Genomic DNA, 16,208 nt, shown 5'->3' on the forward strand with positions numbered 1-16,208 from the left:
GGGGAGTGGGGGGTTGGGGGATGTGGATGGGGGGTGTGTGGGCATTTCGGCTCCTGTGTGGGGGGGGGGGGGGGGTGGGGGTGGGGGGGGGGGGGGGGGGGGGGGGGGTTCCTCCCCCCCCCCCCCCCGCGCTGGTGGTTCGGTGGGGCCGGCCGGTGCGTCAGCCGTTGAAGGCGTGTCAGCCGTTGAAGGTGCCGGACTTCTCCACGGCCCACTTGCCGTCCTTGACGGTGTAGACGGTGAGCTGCTTGTTGGTGGTGTCGCCGAACTCGTCGAAGGAGACCTTGCCGGTGACGCCGTCGAAGGAGACCTTCTGGACGGCGTCGCGGACGGTCTTGCGCAGGCCGTCGCCGGTGGGGAGCTTGCCGTTGTTGCTGCTCACGACGGACTTGACGGCCTGGATGATGGCCCAGGCGCTGTCGTAGGAGTAGCCGCCGTAGGTCTCGTAGGCGTCCTTGTAGCCGGCGGCCTTGTAGTCGGCGATGTACTTCTTGGCGGTGTCGAGGGATTCGACGGGCAGGCCGACGGCGGTGGCGAAGTCGCCCTGGCCCTTGGGGTTGAGCTTGATGAAGTCGCCGCTCTGGATGCCGTCGCCGCCCATCAGGGGGATGTTGACGCCGGCGTCCTTGAGCTGGAGGGAGAGCGGGCCGGCGGCGGGGTACTCGCCGCCGTAGTAGACGGCGTCGGCGCCGGAGGTCTTGACCTTGGTGACGATGGCGGAGAAGTCGCGGTCGTCGGGGTTGACGTGCTCCTCGCCGGCCAGGGTGCCGCCGAGCTTGGTGAACTCGCCCTTGAAGGTGGAGGCGAGGCCGGCGCCGTAGGTCTTCTGGTCGTCGATGAGGAAGACCTTGGTCTTCTTGGCGTCGTTGTAGAGGAACTGGGCGGCGAAGGGGCCCTGGACGGCGTCGGTGGTGGCGGTGCGGAAGTAGGACTTGAAGGGGCGCTTCTTGTCGCCGCTGGCCCACTTCTCGCCCTGGCTGAGGGCGACGCCGGTGTTGGCGGGGGAGATCTCCGTGAGGCTCGCGTCGTCGAAGATCTGCTGCATGGACTGGGCCACGCTGGAGTTGAGCGGGCCGACGACGCCGAGGACCTTGGGGTCGCCGACGAGCTGGGTGGCGTTCTGCTGGCCGGGGGCGGGCTTCGCGGTGTCGTCGAGGGCCTTGACCTCGAACTTGACGCCGGGGACCTCGTTGGTCGCGTTGGCGTTCTTGACGGCGAGGTCGACGGAGTTGCGGATGCCGAGGCCGAGGGCGGAGAGGTCGCCGGTGAGCGGGGCGTCGACGCCGATGACGACGGTGGTGGAGCCGTTGTCCTTGCCGCCGGCGTTGTCGCCGGACTTCCCGCCGCGGGAGCCGCAGGCGGTGAGGCTGAGGGCGCCGATCACGGCAATGCTCACGACAATTGCGGAACGATGACGCACGAGGGTCCCCATTCGGTTCAGGAGGCGCCCGCGCCTGAGTGGCGGGAGCCGGGATGCGCGGAGGGCCGGGCCCATTCCGGATGGCGCGGTGACTGGCCGTGACTCTAGATGCCGTTGGGCGGCTCGGGCAGTGCTGTGGGCAGGCTGTGATTCTCTTGTTATGAGCACACGGAGCATTTGTCTCAGCATGTGGTCGTTCCGGCTCGACCGATCCTGAACTGCCGGGCGTTTACTTGCTGGTAGAGGGATGTAAGGGCCAGAAATGGGGGTTGCAGCTGGCAGCGTCGATAATCGGACAGCGATGTCCGGTGTGCGGCATTCGGCCGTGCACGTCCGCATTACGGACAGTGGGGGTGCGGCGAAGAGGTTCCGCGCCTCGGGGGGCCGCGGAACTGTCACCTGCTGGGATTTCCCACCTGTTACGCAGTGTTACAGGTTCGGGGGCGTGCCGATCGCACCCGGGCATGCCGACGCCCCCTCGTTCAGACCAACGCCTGCCCAGGGTGGCGGAAGGTCAAACAAGGGGGCGGGAAGGAGACTTGATGTTCTCGGTGGTGAACTGGCGCTGCCCGGCGGCCCGTTGTACCGCTCGGAGGCCCGTTACAGGTCGCGCAGCATGCAGGTCAGCCGGCAGCTGGTGATCCGCTTGCCGGTGTCGTCGGTGATCGCGATCTCGTACGTCGCGGCGGTGCGGCCCTTGAACACCGCCGTCGCCACGCCGGTGACCAGGCCGGAGGTGGCCGAGCGGTGGTGGGTGGCATTGAGGTCCACGCCCACCGCGTACCGGCCCGGGCCGGCGTGCAGCATCGCGCCGATCGAGCCGAGGGTCTCCGCCAGCGCCGCCGAAGCGCCGCCGTGCAGCAGCCCGTACGGCTGCTGGTTGCCCTCCACCGGCATGGTGCCGACGACCCGGTCGCCGGAGGCCTCGACGATCCGGATGCCGAGCTTCTCGCCGAGGTGGCCGCCGGAGAAGGTCTCCGGGTTCACCCCGAGCTTGGCGAAGTGGTCCAGCACGTCCTGCGGGACGTTCAGGACGGGGGCCGGGGCGCCGTCGGGGGCGGTGCCCGGGGCGTTCTCGGGGGCGGTGCCGGGGGCCGCGTCGGTCATCGGGGGAACTCCTGCCGCTCTGGGGTCACGTCGTCGTGCTGCCTGTGATCGTACGACCGTCCTACTCACTGGTAGCGGGCCAGGCCCGACCGGCGCGGCGCCCCTTTTGTCGGTGCCGGGCCATAGGATCGGTGACCGGTAGTGGAATCGGCAGGAACGGACGTTGACGTGGCTACGCAGAGTACGGACAAGGGCGCGACGGGTGGCGGCGGGGCCGGCCCGCGGCCCCGGCTGATGCTGCTCGACGGGCACTCGATGGCCTACCGGGCCTTCTACGCCCTGCCGGTGGAGAACTTCAACACCTCCACCGGACAGCCCACCAACGCGGTCTACGGCTTCGCCTCGATGCTCGCCAACACCGTCCGGGACGAACGGCCCACCCACCTCGCCGTCGCCTTCGACCTCTCCCGGCAGACCTTCCGCTCCGCCGAGTTCCCCGACTACAAGGCCAACCGGGCCAAGACGCCGGACGAGTTCAAGAGCCAGATCGGCCTGATCGGCGAACTCCTCGACGCCATGAACGTCCCCCGGATGACGGTCGAGGGCTTCGAGGCCGACGACATCATCGCCACCCTCGCCACCGCCGCCGAAGCGGCCGGCTACGACGTCGACATCGTCACCGGCGACCGCGACTCCCTCCAACTCGTCACCGACCACGTCACCGTGCTCTACCCGACCAAGGGCGTCTCCGAGCTCACCCGCTTCACCCCGGAGAAGGTCACCGAGAAGTACGGCGTCACCCCGCGCCAGTACCCCGACCTCGCCGCCCTGCGCGGCGACCCGTCCGACAACCTGCCCGGCATCCCCGGCGTCGGCGAGAAGACCGCCGCCAAGTGGGTCAACCAGTTCGGCTCCTTCGACGAACTCGTCGCCCGCGCCGACGAGGTGAAGGGCAAGATCGGCGAGAAGCTGCGCGACAACCTCGACTCGGTCAAGCGCAACCGGGTGCTCACCGAGCTGGTCCGCGACGTCGAACTCCCGCTGGGCGTCCCCGACCTGGCCCGGCAGGCCTTCGACCGGGACGCCGTCGGCACCCTGATGGAGTCGCTGGAGTTCCGCAACGTCAACTTCCGCGACCGGGTGTTCGGGATCGACCCGGCCGGTGCCGCGGAGGCCGCGGAGGCCGAACTCGCCCCCGGCGTCGAGGTCGACGGCGAACTCCTCACCGACCCGGGCACGCTCGCCGCCTGGCTGCGCGAGCACGCCGGCGACGACAAGGCGCCGGTGGCGCTGGCCGCCGTCTACCAGTGGGCCCTCGGTGCCGGCGAGGTCACCGAAGTCGCCCTGGCCGTCGGGGAGTCCGCCGCCTGGTTCGACCCGGCGCAGCTCGCCGAGGAGGACGAGCGGGCCTTCGCCGACTGGCTCGCCGACCCGGCCGCCCCCAAGGCCCTGCACATCGCCAAGCAGGTCATGCGGGCCTTCGCCGAACGCGGCTGGACGGTCGCCGGGGTCGTCGCCGACACCGCGCTCGCCGCCTACCTGGAGAAGCCCGGCCGCCGCACCTTCACCCTGGAGGTGCTCGCCGAGGAGTACCTGGCCCGCTCGCTCACCCCGGCCGCCCCCGCCGCCGAGAGCGGCCAACTCTCCTTCGACGCCCCGGAGGAGGACGGCGTCGACGCCGAGGCCGCGCGCGCCCAGGCACTCATGCTCCAGGCCCGCGCCGTACTCGACCTCGCCACGCTCTTCGACACCCGCCTCGCCGAGGTCGGCGCCGCCGAGCTGCTGCACGACATGGAACTGCCCATCGCCGCCCTCCTCGCCCGGATGGAGCGCTACGGCATCGCCGCCGACCGCGACTGGCTCACCCGGCTCGAAGCCCAGTTCGCCGCCGAGATCCAGCGCTGCGTCGAGGAGGCCCACGCCGCCGCCGGGCGCGAGTTCAACCTCGGCTCGCCCAAGCAGCTGCAGGAGATCCTCTTCGGCGAACTCGCCCTCCCCAAGACCAAGAAGATCAAGACCGGCTACACCACCGACGCCGACGCGCTCACCTGGCTCGCCACCCAGACCGACAACGAACTGCCGGTCATCCTGCTGCGCCACCGCGACCAGGCCAAGCTGCGCACCACCGTCGAGGGCCTGCTCAAGACCGTCTCCCCGCAGGGCCGGATCCACACCACCTTCAACCAGATGGTCGCCGCCACCGGCCGGCTCTCCTCGCAGGACCCGAACCTCCAGAACATCCCGGTCCGCACCGAGGAGGGGCGCGCCATCCGCCGCGCCTTCGTCGTCGGGGCCGGCTACGAGTCGCTGCTCACCGCCGACTACTCGCAGATCGAACTGCGGATCATGGCGCACCTCTCCGAGGACGAGGCCCTGCTCGAGGCCTTCGCCTCCGGCGAGGACCTCCACACCACCGTCGCCTCCCAGGTCTTCGAGGTCCCGGGCGCGGCGGTCGACGCCGAGATGCGGCGCAAGATCAAGGCGATGTCCTACGGCCTCGCGTACGGGCTCTCCGCGTACGGGCTCTCGCAGCAGCTCAACATCAAGCCCGCCGAGGCCCAGGGCCTGATGGACACCTACTTCGAGCGCTTCGGCGGCGTGCGCGACTACCTGCACCGCGTCGTCGAGGAGGCCCGCGCCACCGGCTACACCGAGACGCTCCTCGGCCGCCGCCGCTACCTGCCCGACCTCAACAGCGACAACCGCCAGCGCCGCGAGATGGCCGAGCGGATGGCCCTCAACGCCCCCATCCAGGGCTCGGCCGCCGACATCGTCAAGATCGCCATGCTGCGGGTCGACGAGGCCCTGCGCGCCGCCGGGCTGACCTCCCGGATGCTGCTCCAGGTGCACGACGAAATCGTGCTGGAACTCGCCCCGGGCGAGCGCGAGCCGGTCGAGGCCGTCGTCCGCGAGCAGATGGCCGGCGCCTACCCGCTGCGCGCCCCGCTCGACGTCTCCGTCGGCGTCGGCGCCAACTGGGAAGCCGCCGCGCACTGACCCGCTGCGGTCATCCTCGGCGGCGGGCCCGGACACGGTGGCGTGTCCGGGCCCGCCGCCGTGTTCCGGGGCTCTGGTCCCGGCCGGTGCTCCCGGCCCCCGCCGGCGGGAGACCACCCGAACTCCCCTGGGACGCGGGCGCTCGGAGAGGATGCAGGCGAAGCCTTCACGGTCAGGGCGGCGCCGGTGGCACCGGAGGCGATCGGGTCGACGGCGTCGCCCGCCGCTACGATCTGCCGGGCCGTCGCGCAGTGGGCGCGGCGACGAGTCGGGGGGAGCAACGATGACCGAGGCGGACGACGGCGCGGTGGGGAGCCGGGCATTCCTGCGGGCCAGGCTGGTGGTACCGGCGGCTCTGCTGGTGGCGGTGGCGGCCGGGGGCTCGGTGTGGGCGCTGTCCGGGGGCGGGGGCGGGTCGGCGGCGCCGGTGGGGGCGGGCACCCCGAGCGTGGCGGCGAGTCCGACGGCGGAGCCCTCGCCGCCCGCTGCGCCGACGCCCACGGTCGCGTCGACGCCGACCGGGGCGCCGGCTGCGTCGGGCCCGAGCCCGAGCCCGACCGTGACGTCGGAGCCGGAGCCGGCTGGGGCCTCCGCCTCGCCGGAGGCGGACGAGCCGGGGAGCAGCGCCCCGGCCGCGCCGCGGAAGCCCGTGGCGAAGGCTTCTGCCGCTCCCGCGGCCAAGCCGCAGGGGGCCGCCGGGGCCGCCGGGGCCGCGAAGCCCAAGGCCCCGACCGGGCAGGACCCGCACGACATCGCCCCGGTGCCCTGCGCCGAATGCCGGACGGTGGCACAGGATCCCGACCCCCAGCACACCTGCATCCACGACCCGGCGGGCCGGGTCATCACGTGCACCCCCACTCAGGTCGGCATTCCGATCCTGCGCCCGGGGCAGTCCATGGGCACCCCGACGCCGCCCGGACCGAACCACACCCACTGACGTGCGGGGGGCGGGGGCGGGGCGCCCCTGCTGCCTGCTGCCCGTGGCGTGGGCGTGGGCGTGGGCGTGGGCTCAGCTCCTGCGGTCCGTGACCGTCCAGCCGTCGCCCAGGTCGTGGCGCAGTGCTGCCAGGGCGGCGTCGGCCGCGGTGCGGAACGATTCCCACTGGTCCGGGGTCCAGAGGGAGGGGCCGCCCGGGTCGTCCCAGTCGAGGGAGGACTGGTACCGGTCGGCGAGCCGCGTCAGTTCGTCCCGGGTGGCCGGGGTGATGGGCAGCAACTCCGGCTCGCAGGGCGATCCGTAGGGGCTGTCGAGGTCCGGATGGTCCGGGGATCCCGGCCACAGCGGGGTGTCGACGCCGTACTCGAAGAAGAACCGCAGGTGCTGGTGCCGGCCGCTCGGCTGGTCGGCTGTGGCGGGGGTGGCGGTGGCGGCGGTGTTCCAGTGGGCTGCTTCGAGGACGGCGGCCGCGGTCCGGGCGGGTGTCAGGTGGGTGGTGTCGACCGTGAGGTCGGAGATCCCGGCCGCCTCCAGGACGCGGTGGAGTTCCTCGGCCCGCTCCAGGTGCCAGGGCAGGGAGGCCGTGTCGTGGTCGGCCTCGTGCCGTGCCCGGAGGCGGGCGCGGACGGCGGGGAGGTCCGCGGTCAGGCGGCAGACCCGCAGCGGCACGCCCAGGGCGTCCTGGTAGGCGTCGCGTTCGGCGGTGTTCTCGGCGACACCGGCCAGCACGAGGAGTCGGGCGCCGGCCGCGCGGTGGTTGTGGGCGACCGCCCGCAGGTTGGCGAGCAGGAGGCGGTGCTGGAACGGGTCCTCGGCGGGGGCGGGCCAGGCCTGGCAGAGCCGGTCGAGGTCGATGACCGCGTGCGGTACGCCCAGGTCGGCGAGCAGGTCGCCCAGCAGGTCGGCGGTGGAGGTCTTGCCCACGCCGACCGTCCCGGTGAGGAGCAGCGCCTCGGGCCGGGGGGAGGGGGCGGGGAGGGCGTCGTCGTGGGGCATGCGGGTCCTGGGTGCTGCGGGCCCGTTCGGGGCCGGGGTGAAGGGCGGGGCAGTGGGTGGGGCGAAGGGCGGGGCGGTGGGTGGGGCGGGTGGGCACACCCGGTGGGTTCCCTGCTCACCGGGTGTGCCCACCCACCCTGCCTCACCCCGGTCCGAGCGCGAGCATCGCCCCGGCGACCTCGTCGACCGCCGCGTCGGGGATCGCCGTGGCGGCCTCCGGGAGGACGAGCAGCCGGGCCCCGGGGATCTCACGGGCGAGCGCCTCGCCGTTGCCGACGGGGAAGAACGGGTCGCGGCGGCCGTGCACGACGAGCGTGGGGACCCGGATCCCGGGCAGGCGCTCGCGCCAGCGGGGTGTGCAGTCGAGCCGGGAGAACACCAGGCCCAGCTGGTTGGCGAGTTGGACCGGGGGAGCGGTACCGGGCGTGCGGTCCCAGATGCGCGCGGCGGTCGCGCGGGCGGCGCCGGGATCGTTGCCGAGGATCTCCGCGCCGGCGGCGGCGAACTCCGCCACCGCCGTGCGGCTGCTCCAGTCCGGCGCCGGACGGGCGAACAGCCGGCTCATCATCGCCGGGTCGTGGTCGGGGAGGTCGTCGTCGGGCGGGCCGGGGGCGACCGCGCGGGTGCCGACCAGGGTGAGGGCCGAGAACGCCCCCGGGTGGTCGAGCGCGGCCACCTGGGCGACCATCCCGCCGACACCGATCCCCGCGAGGTGCGCGGGCCTCCCGCCGCCCCGGCCCGCACCGCCGAACGCGCGGGCCAGGGCGGCGGCGTCGGCGGCGAGGTCGCGCAGGGTGTAGGCGGGCGCCTGCGGATCCGCCGTCGTCGACGCCCCGCTGTCGCGCAGGTCGTAGCGCACCGCCCGGCGCCCGCCGGCGGCGAGCCGCTCGCAGAGGGCGTCGGGCCAGGACAGCATCGTCGGCCCGCCCGCGAGCAGCACGAGCGGCGCGTCGTCGGCACCGAACGACTCGGCGCCCGAGACGACCCCGTTGGCGTGGACGGCGGCGTGAACGGTGGTCATCCGGTCACCGGGCCCCGTCGTCCCCGAGACCGCGGTCGGGCAGGCTCATGTCGCCCGTCCTGGGCGTGCCCTCGGCGAGCCCGTACCGCAGGTAAACGGTGCCCTGCGGGCCGGCCACCGGGGGTTCGAGGAGCGTGAGGTTCGTGGGCACCGCGCCCTCCTCGAAGACCTTCTTCCCGACGCCGAGCACGATCGGGTGCACCCAGAGGTCGAGGCGGTCGAAGAGCTTCTCGCGCAGCAGGGTCTGCACCAGGTTCAGGCTCCCGACGACCTTCACGTGCTCGTGCCGGTCGCGGATCTCGCGCACCGCGCCGGCCAGGTCGGGGCCCAGCCGGGTGGAGCCGGCCCACGGGAGGTCGGTCGTGCCCCGGGAGGCGACGTACTTCGGGACGCGGTTGAACAGCTCGGCGATCTCGCCCTCCTTCTGGTGCGGCCAGTAGGAGGCGAAGATGTCGTACGTGCGCCGGCCGAGCAGCAGCGCGTCCGTGCCCTCGTACGCGGCGAGGATCTGCGCCCCGGTGGCCTCGTTCAGCAGGGGCGCCTGCCAGCCGCCGTACGGGAATCCCGCCGGGTCCTCGTCGGGCCCGCCGGGCGCCTGGCCGACGAGGTCGAGGGTCGCGAACATTTCGATGTGGATGAGGCCCATGTCTGTACTCCCGATGAGCTGGGTCGGTCGGTGGGACCGGCCGGTCGGTGGGACCAGCCGGTCCCGTCGAGATGTAGACCGGTTGGGGCCGGAAAACTCATCGCCGCGCCGACACCCGGTTTCCGGACCCGCCGACCACCCCGTCCGGCGGATCGCGATTCGGGCGGGTACCTCGAGTTCGAGCAGCCCCGGCAGCGGCGGTGCCCCGTCCGGCGATGGCCCGTCCGGCGGTGGCCCGTCCGGCACCGGACGTCGGACGGGCCGACTTCCGGTGTCGGTCCGGTGCGGCAGACTGCCGGCCATGAGCAGCGCCGATCACGATGTCCCGACCTCCTGGAGCCGCGTCGACGCCTGGCTCACCGCGCACACCCGACGGGGCCCGGTGAGATCGGCGGGACCGGCGACGGACGCGGCCCGGCTGGACGCGTTCGAGGCGGACCTCGGCCTGCCGCTGCCCGCCGACCTGCGGGCCTGGTGGCTGCTGCCCGAGGTCGCCGCCGGTCACTGGATCCCGGGCGAGTTCGCCCCGATGTCGCTGGACGAGGCCCTGGAGACCCACGAGACCTGGCTGCTGGTCGCGGCGCAGGACGGCGACTCCTTCGATGGGAACGGGCGGCCCGAGAGCCGCTACCAGCGGGAGTTCATGCCGATCGCCATGAGCCCCGGCGGCGACGGACTGATCGTCGACCTGCGCCCCGGTGACACCCGCGGCGCGGTGCTCCTCTGGGACCACGAGACCTGGATCCTGGACGTTCCCCAGTGGGCCTCGGTGACCTCGATGCTCCAGGACGTCACCCAGGCGCTGGAGGCCGGGACGCCGGTGCTGCTGGGCCACGCGGCCCTCGGCGGCTCCCAGGCACCCGGCACCGCCACGGTCGACGCCGTACTCGATCTCACCTGGCAGCCCACCACGGCGGGCCGTTGACGTACCGGGCCCGGGTCAGGACGGCCCGAAGGCCGGGAAGTCCCCGAAGTCCGGTGTCACGTCAGGTCCTTGCGCATCAGCGTGCACGTCGTCTCGTAGCGCTGGAGCGAGCCGTCCGCGGCCTCGACGTCCCAGGAGTCGGGCTTGCGGCCGAAGACCCGGTAGCCCAGGCGCTCGTAGAGGGCGCGGGCACGTGGGTTGACCTCCTCGACGGCGAGTTCGGCGCGGGTCAGGCCCCGGGCGCGGATCCGCTGCTCGGCTGAGCGGATCAGCAGCGTGCCGATTCCGCAGGACTGCAGGGCGGGGTGGACGCCGAGTTGCCAGAGCGTGCCGGCGCCGGGCTCGACCGTGTAGTCGACGCCGCCGACCGCCACCGGGAGCCCGACCGGCGTGCAGACCGCCAGGTAGTCGATCTCGCCCGCCTCGGCTCGGCGGATCTGGTGGGCGAGCCGGCGCACGTGCTCGGCGGAGCCGGCCCAGCCGCAGGACGGCAGGTCCGCGTCGGTGAGGCCGCGCACCGACAGGTGCAGCCTGATCCCGGTCATCGCCGTACCCCCTCTGCTTCTTCTGCCGCGCTGCCATTGCAGCAAGCCGGTCCCCGTGCCGTCCAAGGGGTTTCGGCCCCACGAGCCACGCGGACTGCCGTGGTGCCACGGCGCAGGAAGTCGGCGGGGTCGACTTCCTGCGCCCGCGCGGTCAGGGGGCGGAGTCGATGCGGACCGAGCCGATCGAGGTCGGCGGGTTGAAGAACATGGGGCTCCGGCCCTGCCGGATCACGTTGCCGGTGCAGTTGCGGGACTGGAAGACGGTCGCGCTGCCGTTGCCCGCCCGGTTCCCCACGGCGATGCTCTGGATGTGGGTGGTCAGCGAGGGGTTGACGCACTGCCCGACCGTGACCTGCCGGGAGCTGACGGTGGTGCCGTCGTCGATCTGCAAGGACGTGGGGCCGGCGGAGGCCGCCGTGGTGGCGGTCGCGAGGACGGTCGCCAGGGCGATCGATCCGATGGTGCCGCCGGTGCGGACGAGCCGGGACGGGGAGACGCGCATAGGGGTGCCCTTCCTCGGGGGATCGCGCGGGCCCGGGGGAGGGCCCGGTGCCACCTTGACCGAGGGCGGTCACGGCTGTCCCGGGGTCGGCCCGAAATTCCCCCGAAAGAGCAACCGGCCCTGCGGAGTTGAGGGCGCGGCGCGGGAGGTCGACCGGGCCGACCTCCGGTGCGTACGGGCGGAAAAGGGGTTGAGGGATGATCGCCCGGGCTGGTAGCTTCCGAGCGACCGTGCAACCGCCCGAGGAGGTGAGACCCATGAACGCTGGACCCATGTGGGTGCTCCCCCGCTCGTCACGGTCGGGCGATTGACGTAGGTGTCGCCGGGAGCGCCTCGACAGCCAGGCACTCCCGAAAGGCAACACCTCATGCACTCTTCGCACTTCACCGCCCAGTCGTCCTCGAACGGCATCCTCGAGCGAGACTTCACCCTGGGCGCCGGCCCTGGCGTCCCCGGTGTCCCCGGTGTCCTCTGGTCCCCGGCCTCCGGCGCGGCCGACCCCGCGCCCCTGGTCCTGATGGCCCACGGCGGCGGCAACCACAAGAAGCACCCGGCGATGTCCGGCCGCGCCCGACTCCTGGTGGCCGGCTGCGGCTTCCACGTCGCCGTCATCGACGCACCCGGCCACGGCGACCGGCCGCGCACGGCACACGACGAGGCGGAGATCGCCGCCCTGTACGCGGCCCGGGCGGCGGGCGAGCCGGAGGGCCCGATCGTCGTGCGCTACAACGACCACCTGGCGGAGCAGGCGGTGCCCGAGTACCGGGCGCTGCTGGACGCCCTCCAGGAGCTCCCGGAGATCGGCGCCGACGGGCCGGTCGGCTTCTGGGGCATCAACATGGGCACCGCGATCGGCATCCCCTTCGTGGCGGGCGAACCCAGGATCTCCGCCGCCGTCTTCGGCCAGCACTGGCCCGACACCCTGGCCGAGCAGGCGAAGCGGATCACCGTCCCGATCGAGTTCGACCTCCAGTGGGACGACGAGCACATCACGCGCGAGGAGGGCCTCGCCCTGTTCGACGCCTTCGCCTCGAAGGAGAAGTCCCTGCACGTGAACTCGGGCAGGCACAAGGACCTCCCCCGCTTCGAGGCCGACAGCGCGGCCCGCTTCTTCGCCCGGCACCTCGGCGGCCCCACCACCCGGCCGGCCTGAGCTGATCTGAGAAGGACAGCGGCAGAAGGGGGCGACTCAGGAGTCGGACGGCCCGATCTCCCCCGCGAAGACGATGACCTGGTCGATGAGGTTCCGCCGCAGGTGGACGACGTCCGTTCCCGCCAGGCGGGGGCCTCCGTCCGGCGTGGTGAAGACCCACTGGTACCGGGCCCACTCGTCGGGCATGTCCACCGCCGAGCAGCGCGCCATCGTGCCGGTCCCCGCCGGGTGGCGCCGGATGTCCAGCACGAACCGCTCGACCGCGGCGATTCCCTCGCTGCGACCCAACGGCCCCCAGAAGACCACGTCCGAGGTCAGGGCCTGGGAGAGGAGGGCAGTCACATAGCTGTCGTCCGAGGCGTTGAACGCGGAGATGAAGGTGTCGATCGCGGAGCGTGCCATCTCTTCCTGCATGCCCTAGTAATACCAGCCGTTGCGGGTGCGCTCGTCCCGCGTGGGTGCTCGGGGTGGTGCGCCGGCTGGGCTTCGAGCCCGCCTGAAGGTCTCCCGATGTCTCCCGACGTTTCCCGACGGCCTCCCGACGTCTCCCGACGGCCTTGCGGCGGCGTCAGTTCCGCGGGTTGGTGCGGCGGGTGGGTTCGGCCGTGGTCGGGTCCTCGGGCCAGGGGTGGCGGGGGTAGCGGCCTCGGAGTTCGGCGCGGACGGCTCGGTAGCCCTCGCGCCAGAACGACGCCAGGTCGCCGGTGACGGCGGCGGGGCGGCCGGCCGGGGAGAGCAGGTGGATGGTGACGGGCACCCGCCCGGCGGCCAGGGCGGGGGTCGTGGTCCAGCCGAAGAGTTCCTGCAACTTGACGGCCAGGACCGGGCGTTCGGTGCCGTAGTCCACCCGTATCTTCGAGCCGGACGGGACGGTGATGCGTTCCGGTGCGAGTTCGTCCAGGCGGCCCGCTTCGCCGGTGCCCCAGGGGAGGAGGCGTTGGAGGGCGGCCGTGGTGTCGATCCTCGCGAGGTCGGCGCGGCGGCGGGCGCGGGAGAGTTCGGGCTCCAGCCATTCCTCGGCGCGGTCGAGCAGTGCCTCGTCGGAGACGTCGGGCCAGGGGTCGCCGAGGGCGGTGCGGAGGAAGGCGAGGCGTTCGCGGAGGCCGGAGGTGAAGGTCAGCACCTCGCTCACGCCTTCGCGGGAGAGGCCTTCCAGGAGGGCGGCGCGGACGAGTGCCCGGTCGGGGCGGTTGAGGGGCTTCTCGGCGAGTTCGATGGCGCCGAGGGATTCGACCCGGCGGGAGACGACCTCGCCTCGGCGGGTGTCCCAGTGGACTTCCTCGCGGGCGCTCACGAGCGAGGCGCCGGCCTGGAGGGCGGTGGACTCGTCCAGTGCCGCGGCGTGCAGGACCCGGGCGGAGTGCGAGCCCGCCGGGCGGTCGGCGACGGCGACGGCGAGCCAGGGGAGGGCGCCCAGGGCGGTGCCGGGGGCGAGTTCGGCGGCCGTGCCGGAGGCCATCAGGTACGGGCTGCGTTCGCCGGGGGCGGGCCGTTCGACCCGGGCGCGGGCGATGCGTTCGGGGAAGGCGAGGGCGACGACGAGTCCGACGGCGGTCGCGTCGGGCAGGGCGGTCGCGGGTTCGTCGGAGGTGGCGCGCCGCAACCGGCGGACTTCGTCGCGCCAGCGGCCGGCGTACGGGTCCCGGGAGTCCCTCACCGCCCGCCACACCGCGCCGAGGTCGTCGCCGAGGGCACGCGGCGGCTCCTCGGAGAGCAGGGCGACCACTTCGGCGGCCCGCCGCGCGCCGACGGCCGCCGCCCCGTCGACCAGGGCGCGGCCCAGTCGGGGGTGCAGCCCGGTGCGAGCGAGCCGGACGCCGCGATCCGTGGCCCGGCCGTCGGGGGAGACCGCGCCGAGGGCGGTCAGGGTCTGCCGGGCGGCGGCCATCGCCCCGGCGGGCGGGGCGTCGGGCAGGGCGAGGCCGGTGGCGTCCGGGTCGCCCCAGCAGGCGGCCTGGAGGGCGAAGGAGGTGAGGTCGGCGAGGGCGATCTCGGGGGTGGGGAAGCGGGCGGCGAGGGCGTCCTCGGCCTCGTTCCAGCAGCGGTAGACGGTGCCGGGGGCTTCGCGCCCGGCCCGTCCCGCGCGCTGGCGGGCCGCGGCGAGCGAGGCCCGTACGGTGACCAGCCCGGCCAGTCCCCGCGCGTGGTCGGTGCGCGGCTCCCGGGCGAGTCCGGCGTCGACCACGACCCGCACGCCGGGCACGGTGAGCGAGGACTCGGCGACGGCGGTGGCGAGGACGACCCGGCGTGCCGCGGACGGCGTCAGGGCGGCGTCCTGGACGGCCTGTGGGGCGCGGCCGTGGAGTTGCAGCACGTCGGCCGGTACGCCGTTCAACTGCCCGGCGACCCGGGCGATCTCGCCGACCCCGGGCAGGAAGCAGAGCACGTCCCCGTCCTGCTCGCCCAACGCCCGCCGCACCACGGCCGCGACGTGGTCGAGCAGCGCCGGATCGACCCTGGTCCCGTGCGCGGGCCGGACGGCGCGCGGCGGCGGCGCCCACACCACGTCGACCGGGTGGGACACCCCGTGCGCCTCCACCACCGCTGCGCCGCCGAGGAGTTCGGCCCAGGCCTCGGTGTCGGAGGTGGCCGAGGCGCAGACCAGCCGCAGTTCCGGCCGCAGCGCCGCCCGGACGTCGAGCAGGAAGGCGAGCGCGGTGTCGGCGTCCAGGTGCCGTTCGTGGCACTCGTCCAGGACGACCACGTCCACCCCGGGCAACTCCTGGTCGCGCTGGAGGCGTTGCAGCAGTACCCCGGTGGTGACCACCTCGACCACGGTGTCGGCGCCGACGCGCCGGTCCCCGCGCACGGTGTAGCCGACCTCGCGTCCCACGGACGAGCCGAGCAGCCAGGCCATCCGCCGGGCGGCGGCCCGGACGGCGAGCCGGCGCGGCTCGGCGACCAGCACCCGGCGCACCGGCCGGCCGTCGGAGAGCAGCCCCGCCAGGGCGAGCGGCACCAGTGTCGTCTTCCCGGTGCCGGGCGGGGCGGCGAGGACGGCCGTGCCGTCCCCGTCCAGGGCCTCGTGCAGCGCGGGGAGGGCGGTGCGGACCGGGAGTTCGCGCCAAGCGGGGTTCAAGGACCTCAGCCCCGCTCGGTGACGAAGATCGCCGTGCCGGGGATCAGCCGCCCGCGCAGCGGGGACCAGCCGCCCCACTCCTGCTCCAGCCCGGCCGGCCACTCGGGCTCGACCAGGTCGATCAACCGGAAGCCGGCGGCGACGAGCTCGCGGACCCGGTCGCCCAGGGTGCGGTGGTGCTCGACGTAGGTGGCGTGGCCGTTCTCGTCCTGCTCGACGTACGGGGTGCGGTCGAAGTAGGAGGACATCGCGGTCAGGCCCTCGACGCCGGGCTCGTCGGGGAAGGCCCAGCGGATCGGGTGGGTCACCGAGAACACCCAGCGCCCGCCGGGCCGCAGTACCCGGTGCACCTCGCGCATCAGCCGCTCGGTGTCGGCGCTGAACGGGACGGCGCCGTAGGCGGAGCAGGCGAGGTCGAAGGAGGCGTCCGCGAAGGGCAGGACGGCCGCGTCGGCCTGGACGACGGCCACGGGCCGCACGCCCCGGCCGAGGTCGATCCGGCGGGAGTGCTGGAGCTGGCGGTAGGAGATGTCGAGGGCGACGGGGCGGGCGTCGCGGGCGGCCAGCCAGCGGGAGCACTGGGCGGCGCCGGCGCCGATCTCCAGCACGTCCTTGCCCGCCACGTCGCCGAGCAGGCGGGCGTCGGCCTCGTCCAGGCCCTCGGGGCACCAGGTGAAGCGGTCGTCGCCGAGGAACTCGCCGTGCTCGTCCTGGTACTCGTCGGCGTTGCGGTCCCACCAGTGCCGGCTGGCCCGGCTGCTCTCGCCGACCCCGGCCTCGCGCCGGACCGCGTCGTCGCCGTCCTCCTCCTCGAACTCGTCGAACTCGGCAGCCCCTGCGGGGGAGGTGTCAAGATCGTGAAGGGACGACTGGGGGGTGGTGGCCACGGTGACAATGCCCATCGCGTAGGGTATGGAGTGCGGAAGCGCCGCTGCCGCGA

At 73.7% G+C, this 16,208-nt stretch carries 14 protein-coding genes; 4 read left to right on the forward strand and 10 right to left on the reverse strand.

Annotation, left to right across the window (positions count from 1 at the left end; all coding sequences use genetic code 11):
- Positions 1-178: 178 nt before the first annotated feature.
- Positions 179-1,420 (reverse strand): branched-chain amino acid ABC transporter substrate-binding protein, encoded by a 1,242-nt coding sequence (locus tag ACZ58X_RS37265; RefSeq protein WP_470338056.1) that lies wholly within the window; start codon positions 1,418-1,420, stop codon positions 179-181.
- Between the two features lie 600 nt (positions 1,421-2,020).
- Positions 2,021-2,527: a PaaI family thioesterase gene (locus tag ACZ58X_RS37270; protein WP_470338002.1), complete on the reverse strand. Its 507-nt coding sequence runs from the start codon at positions 2,525-2,527 to the stop codon at positions 2,021-2,023.
- A gap of 234 nt (positions 2,528-2,761) precedes the next feature.
- On the opposite strand from ACZ58X_RS37270, the gene polA reads away from it, so the two are divergent.
- The gene (gene polA / locus ACZ58X_RS37275) at positions 2,762-5,464 is read left to right on the forward strand and encodes a DNA polymerase I (RefSeq protein ID WP_470338057.1); all 2,703 of its coding nucleotides are present in this window, start codon (positions 2,762-2,764) and stop codon (positions 5,462-5,464) included.
- A gap of 649 nt (positions 5,465-6,113) precedes the next feature.
- Complete coding sequence (locus ACZ58X_RS37280; protein ID WP_470338003.1) at positions 6,114-6,401, forward strand: hypothetical protein; 288 nt, start codon at positions 6,114-6,116, stop codon at positions 6,399-6,401.
- 72 nt (positions 6,402-6,473) lie between these two features.
- Here the strand turns inward: ACZ58X_RS37280 and ACZ58X_RS37285 are convergent, their stop codons facing one another.
- The 3 genes from ACZ58X_RS37285 to ACZ58X_RS37295 all read right to left on the reverse strand — a co-directional run bounded on the left by ACZ58X_RS37285 (position 6,474) and on the right by ACZ58X_RS37295 (position 9,064).
- The gene (locus tag ACZ58X_RS37285) at positions 6,474-7,397 is read right to left on the reverse strand and encodes a hypothetical protein (protein WP_470338004.1); all 924 of its coding nucleotides are present in this window, start codon (positions 7,395-7,397) and stop codon (positions 6,474-6,476) included.
- A 142-nt stretch (positions 7,398-7,539) separates the two neighbouring features.
- Complete coding sequence (locus tag ACZ58X_RS37290) at positions 7,540-8,418, reverse strand: alpha/beta fold hydrolase (RefSeq protein ID WP_470338005.1); 879 nt, start codon at positions 8,416-8,418, stop codon at positions 7,540-7,542.
- Between the two features lie 4 nt (positions 8,419-8,422).
- Positions 8,423-9,064, reverse strand: coding sequence for a dihydrofolate reductase family protein (locus ACZ58X_RS37295; RefSeq protein WP_470338006.1), 642 nt, complete (start codon positions 9,062-9,064; stop codon positions 8,423-8,425).
- A 301-nt stretch (positions 9,065-9,365) separates the two neighbouring features.
- Between ACZ58X_RS37295 and ACZ58X_RS37300 the strand changes: the two genes are divergently transcribed.
- Positions 9,366-9,989, forward strand: coding sequence for an SMI1/KNR4 family protein (locus ACZ58X_RS37300; RefSeq protein ID WP_470338007.1), 624 nt, complete (start codon positions 9,366-9,368; stop codon positions 9,987-9,989).
- Between the two features lie 56 nt (positions 9,990-10,045).
- Here the strand turns inward: ACZ58X_RS37300 and ACZ58X_RS37305 are convergent, their stop codons facing one another.
- Positions 10,046-10,534, reverse strand: coding sequence for a GNAT family N-acetyltransferase (locus ACZ58X_RS37305; protein WP_470338008.1), 489 nt, complete (start codon positions 10,532-10,534; stop codon positions 10,046-10,048).
- Positions 10,535-10,685: 151 nt separating this feature from the next.
- A complete protein-coding gene (locus ACZ58X_RS37310; RefSeq protein ID WP_470338009.1) occupies positions 10,686-11,036 on the reverse strand; it encodes a hypothetical protein in 351 nt (116 codons plus the stop codon).
- 367 nt (positions 11,037-11,403) lie between these two features.
- Here ACZ58X_RS37310 and ACZ58X_RS37315 point away from each other — a divergent pair, with 367 nt between their 5' ends.
- On the forward strand, positions 11,404-12,189 hold the full coding sequence (locus tag ACZ58X_RS37315) for an alpha/beta hydrolase family protein (RefSeq protein WP_470338010.1): 786 nt from the start codon (positions 11,404-11,406) through the stop codon (positions 12,187-12,189).
- Between the two features lie 36 nt (positions 12,190-12,225).
- Here ACZ58X_RS37315 and ACZ58X_RS37320 read toward each other — a convergent pair whose 3' ends face one another.
- The 3 genes from ACZ58X_RS37320 to ACZ58X_RS37330 form a co-directional block, all read right to left on the reverse strand.
- Entirely contained in the window at positions 12,226-12,603 is a 378-nt protein-coding gene (locus ACZ58X_RS37320) for a nuclear transport factor 2 family protein (protein WP_470338011.1), read from the reverse strand.
- 154 nt (positions 12,604-12,757) lie between these two features.
- Positions 12,758-15,268, reverse strand: coding sequence for an ATP-dependent helicase HrpB (hrpB, locus tag ACZ58X_RS37325; protein WP_470338012.1), 2,511 nt, complete (start codon positions 15,266-15,268; stop codon positions 12,758-12,760).
- 5 nt (positions 15,269-15,273) lie between these two features.
- Positions 15,274-16,170, reverse strand: coding sequence for a class I SAM-dependent methyltransferase (locus ACZ58X_RS37330; protein WP_470338013.1), 897 nt, complete (start codon positions 16,168-16,170; stop codon positions 15,274-15,276).
- Between the last annotated feature and the right edge of the window lie 38 nt (positions 16,171-16,208).

This window comes from Kitasatospora sp. NPDC040550 (assembly GCF_055594965.1).

Excerpts from the sequence above, each read along its gene's own strand:
- ACZ58X_RS37270 (WP_470338002.1), bottom strand. The coding sequence starts at position 2,527 with ATGACCGACGCGGCCCCCGGCACCGCCCCCGAGAACGCCCCGGGCACC.
- polA (WP_470338057.1), top strand. The coding sequence starts at position 2,762 with ATGCTGCTCGACGGGCACTCGATGGCCTACCGGGCCTTCTACGCCCTG.
- ACZ58X_RS37285 (WP_470338004.1), bottom strand. The coding sequence starts at position 7,397 with ATGCCCCACGACGACGCCCTCCCCGCCCCCTCCCCCCGGCCCGAGGCG.
- ACZ58X_RS37290 (WP_470338005.1), bottom strand. The coding sequence starts at position 8,418 with ATGACCACCGTTCACGCCGCCGTCCACGCCAACGGGGTCGTCTCGGGC.
- ACZ58X_RS37295 (WP_470338006.1), bottom strand. The coding sequence starts at position 9,064 with ATGGGCCTCATCCACATCGAAATGTTCGCGACCCTCGACCTCGTCGGC.
- ACZ58X_RS37300 (WP_470338007.1), top strand. The coding sequence starts at position 9,366 with ATGAGCAGCGCCGATCACGATGTCCCGACCTCCTGGAGCCGCGTCGAC.
- ACZ58X_RS37305 (WP_470338008.1), bottom strand. The coding sequence starts at position 10,534 with ATGACCGGGATCAGGCTGCACCTGTCGGTGCGCGGCCTCACCGACGCG.
- ACZ58X_RS37310 (WP_470338009.1), bottom strand. The coding sequence starts at position 11,036 with ATGCGCGTCTCCCCGTCCCGGCTCGTCCGCACCGGCGGCACCATCGGA.
- ACZ58X_RS37315 (WP_470338010.1), top strand. The coding sequence starts at position 11,404 with ATGCACTCTTCGCACTTCACCGCCCAGTCGTCCTCGAACGGCATCCTC.
- ACZ58X_RS37320 (WP_470338011.1), bottom strand. The coding sequence starts at position 12,603 with ATGCAGGAAGAGATGGCACGCTCCGCGATCGACACCTTCATCTCCGCG.
- ACZ58X_RS37330 (WP_470338013.1), bottom strand. The coding sequence starts at position 16,170 with ATGGGCATTGTCACCGTGGCCACCACCCCCCAGTCGTCCCTTCACGAT.